This is a genomic window from Erwinia artemisiae, assembly GCF_051400835.1.
Classification (GTDB): Bacteria; Pseudomonadota; Gammaproteobacteria; order Enterobacterales; family Enterobacteriaceae; genus Erwinia; species Erwinia aeris.
The window spans coordinates 951,996-960,543 of the sequence record NZ_JBLFFM010000001.1 but is presented as its reverse complement, the minus strand read 5'-3'; the positions used below and the strand labels follow the sequence as shown (position 1 = coordinate 960,543).

At 58.4% G+C, this 8,548-nt stretch carries 7 protein-coding genes; 4 read left to right on the top strand and 3 right to left on the bottom strand.

Annotation, left to right across the window (positions count from 1 at the left end; translation table 11 throughout):
• Positions 1 to 94 precede the first annotated feature (94 nt).
• Entirely contained in the window at positions 95 to 442 is a 348-nt protein-coding gene (locus ACMGEE_RS04555) for a SymE family type I addiction module toxin (RefSeq protein WP_125289631.1), read from the bottom strand.
• Positions 443 to 873: 431 nt separating this feature from the next.
• Here ACMGEE_RS04555 and gvpU point away from each other — a divergent pair, with 431 nt between their 5' ends.
• The gene (gene gvpU / locus ACMGEE_RS04550; RefSeq protein ID WP_253454561.1) at positions 874 to 1,299 is read left to right on the top strand and encodes a gas vesicle accessory protein GvpU; all 426 of its coding nucleotides are present in this window, start codon (positions 874 to 876) and stop codon (positions 1,297 to 1,299) included.
• Between the two features lie 130 nt (positions 1,300 to 1,429).
• Here the strand turns inward: gvpU and mfd are convergent, their stop codons facing one another.
• Positions 1,430 to 4,873, bottom strand: a complete 3,444-nt coding sequence (mfd, locus tag ACMGEE_RS04545) for a transcription-repair coupling factor (protein ID WP_436829734.1) — start codon at positions 4,871 to 4,873, stop codon at positions 1,430 to 1,432.
• A 77-nt stretch (positions 4,874 to 4,950) separates the two neighbouring features.
• Positions 4,951 to 5,160: a hypothetical protein gene (locus tag ACMGEE_RS04540; RefSeq protein ID WP_125289634.1), complete on the bottom strand. Its 210-nt coding sequence runs from the start codon at positions 5,158 to 5,160 to the stop codon at positions 4,951 to 4,953.
• A 247-nt stretch (positions 5,161 to 5,407) separates the two neighbouring features.
• Between ACMGEE_RS04540 and lolC the strand changes: the two genes are divergently transcribed.
• Genes lolC through lolE form a run of 3 tightly spaced genes read left to right on the top strand, consistent with a single transcriptional unit; the run spans position 5,408 to position 8,548 of the window.
• A complete protein-coding gene (gene lolC, locus ACMGEE_RS04535; protein ID WP_253454559.1) occupies positions 5,408 to 6,607 on the top strand; it encodes a lipoprotein-releasing ABC transporter permease subunit LolC in 1,200 nt (399 codons plus the stop codon).
• On the top strand, positions 6,600 to 7,304 hold the full coding sequence (gene lolD / locus ACMGEE_RS04530) for a lipoprotein-releasing ABC transporter ATP-binding protein LolD (protein ID WP_125289636.1): 705 nt from the start codon (positions 6,600 to 6,602) through the stop codon (positions 7,302 to 7,304). The genes lolC and lolD overlap by 8 nt, the downstream gene beginning before the upstream one ends.
• Entirely contained in the window at positions 7,304 to 8,548 is a 1,245-nt protein-coding gene (gene lolE / locus ACMGEE_RS04525) for a lipoprotein-releasing ABC transporter permease subunit LolE (protein WP_253454558.1), read from the top strand. The genes lolD and lolE overlap by 1 nt, the downstream gene beginning before the upstream one ends.

Sequence of the window (8,548 nt, the reverse complement as noted above, 5' to 3'; positions counted from 1 at the left end):
CAAGCCAGCAAGCCAGCAAGCCAGCAAGCCAGCAAGCCAGCAAGCCAGCAAGCCAGCAAGCCAGCAAGCCAGCAAGCCAGCAAGCCAGGATGGCTTACACAAAGCCCCCGTTACTCCGCCTGAACACTGGTGCATCGTCGCTATCCTGCAACGCGCCGGGGAAATCCTTTATCCACTGCTTCACCTTTTTATGATTGATATGCGCTACGCTCAATCCCTCAACACAGCCCCACAGCTCGCGGCCGTTTTGCGCCGTGATCACAATACATTCCGGCATCACGCGTACTTTCAGCGGCATCCCTTCGGCAAAGCCTGCCTGTTCTATCCACTCGCCGCGTAAAAATATCGCTCGGTGCGCGGCGCGGCTGTAAAACTCGCAGCGAGTGGTCGGCTGCGGCACTTCAGTTACGCGCGGTTCTGACTTACAATCCGTCTTAGCCATGATTAACTCCTGATCAGTTAGTTGTGGTTAGCGGTGATAGCGGGCTCCACCCCGTTATTACCGCGCTAAAAACACCTCTCTTCTCCTTCTTCCTGTCTTCCCTCATTGCTTAAATATACGCCTTCTCCTGTGCAAACTCGCTGAAAACGCAACGATAAAATGCGAGGCAGTTCCACAAACTGCATTAATGTTTTTCTCTGACGCACCTCGCCTGAGTAATATCTTTTTTTACCGCTACTGAAACCGATTTCTGTGCCGGACGACAAGCGATTCAAAGATAAATAACGGCAAATCGGGGCGGACAGGCAATCCTCGCCAGACGGCCAGCGGCGGAAAATCGGCGATCGGCGTCCGACTGGTCAGCGACCCGTTCTCCACTAAACTCATTAAGGTAGTTGATAGATCCCCTTTATAACGGCAAGGAGAACGGCATGTCTGAACAAAGTGAAATGACTAACGTGTTCGCCAGTAAAATGCGCGACGCCGATCTGAACTTTATCGCTAATATCGCCAGTAAATTGGGCGTCGGCCTGGGCGTTACGCTGTTTGTAAAAGGCGCGCTGGTAACGGGCAACACCATTTCCGGTAAGGAATATTACGAGAAAATCGTCGAGTTTTTTGGCGACGCGCAGGAAGGCACGGTAGAGCAGGCGATAGCGAATTATTTTAAACGCACCGGCGAGGCGTACTACACGCCGGAAGATGACGACGCGTCAGTGCCGCTTAATTTTTTGCATCTGAAAGATGTCGCCTTCCGGTTAGGATCGGAAAAGTTCTCGCATCATAAAAACGGGCTGTTAAGGATTAAAATAGAAGAGATAGATGGCTTTATGTTGGGCATTTCGTCGAACGAATAATAGCGCGGCGTGCAGAGTTTTAGCGGAGAATAATCGTGTTAGCCTGTTATGCTCAGGCTAACCGTGCACCTGTTCGGTAAAGCACGCCGTTGCAGCCTGCTGAGGGCAGGCGGCAACGGCAGCAGACGCATCAGGCGGCGTTTTGCAGCACCTGCGTCATAAAGTCGCGCACCCATTTCACCCGCAGCTTGCGCTCGGCGAGGTCGCGCACAAACTTCAGCTTCGTTGGGCCGTCAAGCCGCCAGTTCTGCGGCTCTTTTTGCAACAGGCCAATCAGCCAGGACGGGTCGGCTTTGTTTTTCTCCGCAAACTCGATAAAACCGCCTTTCTCGCTCGCTTCAACGCGTCGGATGCCAATTTTCTTCGCCAGCAGGCGCAGCGTGGCGATATCCAGCAGGTTACGCGCCGGGTCCGGCAGCTGGCCGAAGCGGTCAATAAGCTCCACTTTCAAATCGTCCAGCTCGCCTTCCTGCTGCGCGCTGGCGATGCGCTTATAGAACGACAGGCGGGTATTCACATCCGGAATATAATCGTCCGGCAGCAGCGACGGCATCCGCAGTTCGATATCGGTCTGGCTGTTGGTCAGATCTTCCAGCGACGGCTCGCGGCCTTCCTTCAGCGCGTCCACGGCGTTTTCCAGCAGCTCCATATACAGCGAGAAGCCAATCGTCTCCATCTGGCCGCTCTGATCCTCGCCCAGCAGCTCGCCCGCGCCGCGAATTTCCAGATCGTGCGTTGCCAGCGCAAAACCGGCGCCCAGATCCTCCAGCGAGGCGATCGCCTCCAGACGCTTGTGCGCGTCGGTGGTCATCGCTTTTGGATGCGGTGTCAGCAGCCACGCATAGGCCTGATGATGCGAACGGCCCACGCGGCCGCGTAGCTGATGCAGCTGCGCCAGGCCAAAATGGTCGGCGCGCTCGATAATAATGGTATTCGCGGTCGGGATATCGATGCCGGTTTCAATAATCGTGGTGCAGACCAGCACGTTAAAGCGCTGATGATGGAAATCGTTCATCACCCGTTCCAGATCGCGCTCGCGCATCTGGCCATGCCCCACGGCGACGCGCGCTTCCGGCACCAGCTCCGCAATGCGATGGGCGGCTTTTTCGATGTTCTCCACGTCGTTATAGAGGTAATAAACCTGGCCGCCGCGCAGCACTTCACGCAGGATAGCTTCGCGTACCACCAGATTATCGAACTCGCGGACAAAGGTTTTCACCGCCAGACGACGGGCAGGCGGCGTGGCGATAATCGACAGGTCGCGCATGCCGCTCATCGCCATATTCAGCGTGCGGGGAATAGGCGTCGCGGTCAGCGTCAGAATATCAACATCGGCCCGCATCGCCTTGATGCGCTCTTTATGGCGTACGCCGAAGCGGTGCTCTTCATCCACAATCAGCAGCCCCAGATCGCGCCATTTGATTTCGCTTTGCAGCAGCTTATGGGTGCCGATCAGAATATCAATTTTGCCTTCACGCGCTTCTTCCAGGATCTGCGCCTGCTCTTTCGCGCTGCGGAAACGGGAGAGCATTTCAATGCGCACCGGCCAGTTGGCGAAGCGATCGCGGAAGTTGTCATAATGCTGCTGGGCGAGCAGGGTGGTCGGCACCAGCACCGCAACCTGCTTGTGGTTCTCTACCGCGAGGAAAGCGGCGCGCATCGCCACTTCGGTTTTACCAAAGCCGACGTCGCCGCACACCAGGCGATCCATCGCCAGCGGCTGGCACATATCGCTGAGCACCGCGTTAATCGCCTGCGCCTGATCCGGCGTGGTTTCAAACGGGAAACTGTCGCAAAACAGCTGATACTGCTCGCGATCGTGCTTAAAGGCAAAGCCCGCTTTTGCCGCTCGCTGAGCATAGATATCCAGCAGCTCGGCCGCCACGTCGCGGACTTTTTCCGCTGCTTTCTGCCGCGCGCGCGACCAGGCATCGCTGCCGAGCTTGTGCAGCGGCGCGTTTTCGTCTGCGCCGCCGGCATAGCGGCTAATCAGATGCAGCGAGGAGACCGGCACGTAGAGTTTGGCGTCTCCGGCATAGGTCAGCATCAGGTATTCCGCCGTGATGCCGCCGGTTTCCAGCGTGGTCAGGCCAATATAGCGGCCGACGCCGTGCTCCAGATGCACCACCGGCTGGCCGGGATGCAGCTCGGCCAGGTTGCGGATCAGCACGTCCGGGTTGATAGAGCGGCGCGTGTCCTGACGGCGGCGGCTGACGCGCTCGCCCAGCAGATCGCTTTCGCAAATTAGCGCGCGGTTGCGCAGGCTGTCGATAAAGCCGTGCTCGCTGGCGCCGACGATCAGGTAAGCGCCGGGCTGCTCCGCCTCATGCAGCGCGTGAATGGTCTTCGGCACCAGCTTGATGCGGGCCAGCAGCTCCTGAAGCGCCTCGCGGCGGCCTTCGCTCTCTACCGAAAAAATCACCGGGCCGCTGAACGATTCCAGAAAACGACGCAGCGCATCCAGCGGCGCTTTTGCCTGCGCCTGGACGGCCAGGTCGGGCAGCGGCTGATAGCCCAGGTTAGTGTTGACGGCTTTTTCCGGCAGCGCCTCGTTTTTCAGCTGCACGCGCGGCCAGTTTTTCAGCTCGCTGAACAGTTCGTTGGTGCGCAGCCACAGCTTTTCCGGCGGCAGCAGCGGACGCATCGGATCGACGCGACGGTTTTCAAAGCGCGCCATCACTTCCTGCCAGAAGCGTTCCGCTGCGCCTTCCAGATCGCCGGTGTTAATCAGCAGCGTATTGGCCGGAAGATAGCTGAACAGCGCGGGCAGCGACTGCTCAAAAAAGAGCGGCTGCCAGTATTCGATACCGGACGGCAGCGTGCCTTTGCTGACCTGCTGGTAAATGTGCTCGGCCTCGCGCCGGACGTCAAAGTGCTCGCGCCACTGGGTGCGGAACAGCTCAATGGCCGCTTTGTCCGTAGGAAACTCGTGCGCGGGCAAAAGATTGATCGCCTCGACCTCTTCCAGCGTGCGCTGGCTGTCGACGTCGAACAGGCGCAGGCTGTCGATTTCATCATCGAAAAAGTCGATGCGGTAAGGCTGCTCGCTGCCCATCGGATAGAGATCCAGCAGCGCGCCGCGCGTGGCGTATTCGCCGTGCTCCATCACCTGATCGACGTGACGGTAGCCTGCCTGCTCCAGCTGGGAACGCAGCGTATCCCGCGACAGGCGCTGGCCCTTGCGCATCACCAGCGCATGGCCATGCAGAAAACTGTGCGGACAGACGCGCTGCATCAGCGTGTTAACCGGCAGGATCAGCACGCCTTTTTCCAGCGAGGGCAGATTATAAAGCGTGGAGAGACGGGAAGAGATGATTTCCTGATGCGGCGAAAAGCTGTCGAAAGGCAGCGTTTCCCAGTCGGCCAGCGTTAATACCGGCTCATCGGTAAACTGGCGGATTTCATCCTGCAGCCGCAGCGAGGTTTGCATATCCGGTGCGATAAGCATCACGGGGCCGCCGTGTCGCGCCAGGATTTCAGCACATTCCACCGCACAGGCGGCACCGGTTAATTGTCCCAGCTGGCGCTGGTCGCCTGCTTTTGCTGGCAGGGTATATCGGGCTTGTTCAGGCATAGTCAGTTAGTCGGTCTCTTCACATAAAGGGAGAGCAGAAAACGACGCGTTTCCTGTTCGGCTAACCGAGTATACCTCTATTTCGGCGATTGTTGGGTGTAGTGCATTCTGGGTCGGTCAATGTTTGCCCAAATGAGTTCTTTTTCGCCGTGATAGCTGTGATTGCCATCGTCCCACTTCACGTAATAGCCCGCCGGCGCATCGCCCTGTTCAAACACGTTGACGACCAGTCCTTTAATTTCGCCCGTTTTATGCCGGACAATACTGCCTTTTTCATACTTTGACATTATGACCACTCCCGCCTTTACTCTACGCTGCTCCCTTTAAGGGATAATTAAGTCTATGCCCTTTTTTGCGTAATAATTGAGTAATTAACGGTCGTTTTTAGTGTGATATTTCGCCAATAAAAGCGCGTGTCGCAAGAGATAACAAAACTTAGCAAAAGAGTCAGCGGCTTAGAGGTTCCATAACGCCGGGCTAACCTTTATCATCTTCGATCACTTTTTGCCTTATTACCGCCAGAAGACGGATTACATGTATCAACCTGTCGCGTTATTTATCGGCCTGCGTTATATGCGCGGGCGAGCATCAGACCGCTTCGGGCGGTTTGTATCCTGGCTTTCCGCCATCGGCATCACGCTGGGGGTGCTGGCGCTGGTCACCGTGCTGTCGGTGATGAACGGCTTTGAACACGAGCTGGAAAAAAGCACCTTAAACCTGATGCCCCAGGCGCTGATTAGCAGCGAGAAAGGCTCGATCGACCCGCAGCAGGTGCCGGCGGATTCGCTGCAGCTGAAAGGCGTCAGTCGCGTCACGCCGCTGACCACCGGCGACGTGGTGCTGCAAAGCGCCCGCAGCGTCGGCGTCGGCGTTATGCTGGGCATCAACCCTGACGAGCCGGATCCGCTGACGCCGTATCTCGCCAATGTGAAGCAGAGCGACCTACAGCCCAATCAGTACCGCATTATCGTCGGCGAACAGCTGGCGGAACAGCTTGGGCTGAAGCGCGGCGACCAGCTGCGGCTGATGGTGCCGTCCGCCAGCCAGTTTACGCCGATGGGGCGGCTGCCCAGCCAGCGCCTGTTTACCGTTATCGGCACGTTCGCCGCCAACAGCGAGGTGGACGGCTATCAGATCCTGGTCAACCAGCAGGACGCCTCGCGCCTGATGCGCTATCCGGCTGGCCATATCACCGGCTGGCGGCTGTGGCTGGACAAACCTCTCCAGGTGGATACGCTCAGCGAGCAGAAGCTGCCGGACGGCCTGGTCTGGAAAGACTGGCGCGAGCGCAAGGGCGAGCTGTTCCAGGCGGTGAAGATGGAGAAAAACATGATGGGGCTGCTGCTCAGCCTGATTGTCGCCGTCGCCGCGTTTAATATCATCACCTCGCTGGGCCTGCTGATTATGGAAAAGCAGGGCGAAGTGGCGATCCTGCAAACTCAGGGGCTGACCCGCCGGCAAATTGTGCTGGTATTTATGGTGCAGGGCGCAACCGCCGGCATCGTTGGCTCGCTGGTCGGCGCGCTGCTGGGCGTGCTGCTTGCCAGCCAGCTGAATAATCTGATGCCGCTGATCGGCATCTTCCTGGATGGCGCGGCGCTGCCCGTCGAGATTTCCGCCGTTCAGGTGGCCACCATTGTTGTTATCGCGATGGCCGTGGCGTTGCTTTCCACGCTCTATCCCTCCTGGCGCGCCGCCGCCGTTCAACCCGCTGAGGCTTTACGTTATGAGTAACCCGATTCTGTTGCAGTGCGACAACCTGTGCAAACGCTACCAGGAAGGCAGCGTCCAGACAGACGTCTTGCGTAATGTTTCTTTCAGCGTGGCGCCTGGCGAAATGATGGCGATTGTTGGCAGCTCCGGCTCCGGCAAAAGCACCCTGATGCACTTGCTGGGCGGGCTGGATACGCCAACCTCCGGCGACGTGGTGTTTAACGGCAAGTCGCTGAACGGCATGTCTTCGTCGGCAAAGGCGGAGTTGCGCAACCGCGAGCTGGGCTTTATCTATCAGTTCCACCATCTGCTGCCCGATTTCAGCGCGCTGGAAAACGTCGCCATGCCGCTGCTGATTGGCAAGGCCAGCAAGGCGCAGGCCGAGGCGAAAGCCATTGATATGCTGCGTGCGGTTGGTCTGGAAAAGCGGGCGGCGCACCGGCCTTCCGAGCTTTCGGGCGGGGAACGGCAACGCGTGGCGATTGCCCGCGCGCTGGTAAACAATCCGCGTCTGGTGCTGGCGGATGAGCCGACCGGCAACCTGGACGCGCGCAACGCCGACGCCATTTTCGATCTGCTGGGCGAACTGAACGTGCGTCAGGGCACCGCTTTTCTGGTGGTGACGCACGATCTGCATCTGGCGAAGCGGCTTAACCGCCAGATGGAAATGCGTGACGGCGTGCTCAGCGAAGAACTGACGCTAGCGGGCATGGCGTAATGGCAAGTTCTCTTTCTCTGCTCCTGGGCCTGCGCTTCAGCCGTGGGCGCCGTCGCGGCGGCATGGTATCGCTGATTTCAGCGATCTCTACGGTTGGCATTGCGCTGGGCGTGGCGGTGCTGATTATTGGCCTCAGCGCCATGAACGGCTTCGAACGCGAGCTGAATAACCGCATTCTGGCCGTGGTACCGCACGGTGAAATCGAACCGGTCAACCAGCCCTTTACCGGCTGGCAGTCGCTGCTGCCGAAGGTGGAGCAGGTTCCGGGCATTGCGGCGGCTGCACCCTATATCAATTTCACCGGCCTGATTGAGAGCGGCGCAAAGCTTCAGGCGATCCAGGTTAAAGGCGTCGATCCGCAGCAGGAAACCAAACTGAGCGCGCTGCCTGCCTATGTGCAGAATAATGCCTGGCAAAGCTTCGGCGCGGGCAAGCAGCAGATTATTTTAGGTCAGGGCGTCGCCAACAGCCTGAAGGTAAAGCAGGGCGACTGGCTGACTATTATGATCCCCAATAGCGATCCCGAACATAAGCTGCTCCAGCCGAAACGCGTGCGCCTTCAGGTCAGCGGCATTCTGGCGCTGAGCGGGATGTTGGATCACAGCCTGGCGCTGGTGCCGTTGCAGGATGCGCAAAATTATCTGGCGATGCGTGACAGTGTCACGGGCATCGCGCTGAAGATGACCAATCCGTTTGCCGCGCAGAAGCTGGTGCGGGACGCGGGCGAAGTGACGCACGCCTATGTCTATATCCGCAGCTGGATTGGCACCTACGGCTATATGTACCGCGACATCCAGATGATCCGCGCCATTATGTATCTGGCAATGGTGCTGGTGATCGGCGTGGCCTGTTTTAACATTGTCTCCACGCTGGTCATGGCGGTGAAGGACAAGAGCGGCGATATTGCGGTGCTGCGCACGCTGGGCGCCAGGGACGGACTGATCCGCGCTATTTTTGTCTGGTACGGGCTGATGGCTGGCCTGCTGGGCAGCGTCAGCGGCGTGGTGGTCGGCGTGCTGGCGGCCTTTAACCTGACGCCGATTATCCACGGTATCGAAACCTTAACCGGCTACCACTTCCTGTCCGGCGATATCTATTTTATCGATTTTCTGCCGTCAGAAGTGCACTGGCAGGATGTGGGCATCGTGCTGCTTACCTCGCTGCTGCTGAGCCTGATCGCCAGCTGGTATCCGGCCAGACGCGCCAGCCGCATCGATCCGGCGCGCGTGCTGAGTGGGCAGTAG

Coding starts and splice junctions, on each gene's coding strand:
- ACMGEE_RS04555 (WP_125289631.1), bottom strand. CDS start 442: ATGGCTAAGACGGATTGTAAGTCAGAACCGCGCGTAACTGAAGTGCCG.
- gvpU (WP_253454561.1), top strand. CDS start 874: ATGTCTGAACAAAGTGAAATGACTAACGTGTTCGCCAGTAAAATGCGC.
- mfd (WP_436829734.1), bottom strand. CDS start 4,873: ATGCCTGAACAAGCCCGATATACCCTGCCAGCAAAAGCAGGCGACCAG.
- ACMGEE_RS04540 (WP_125289634.1), bottom strand. CDS start 5,160: ATGTCAAAGTATGAAAAAGGCAGTATTGTCCGGCATAAAACGGGCGAA.
- lolC (WP_253454559.1), top strand. CDS start 5,408: ATGTATCAACCTGTCGCGTTATTTATCGGCCTGCGTTATATGCGCGGG.
- lolD (WP_125289636.1), top strand. CDS start 6,600: ATGAGTAACCCGATTCTGTTGCAGTGCGACAACCTGTGCAAACGCTAC.
- lolE (WP_253454558.1), top strand. CDS start 7,304: ATGGCAAGTTCTCTTTCTCTGCTCCTGGGCCTGCGCTTCAGCCGTGGG.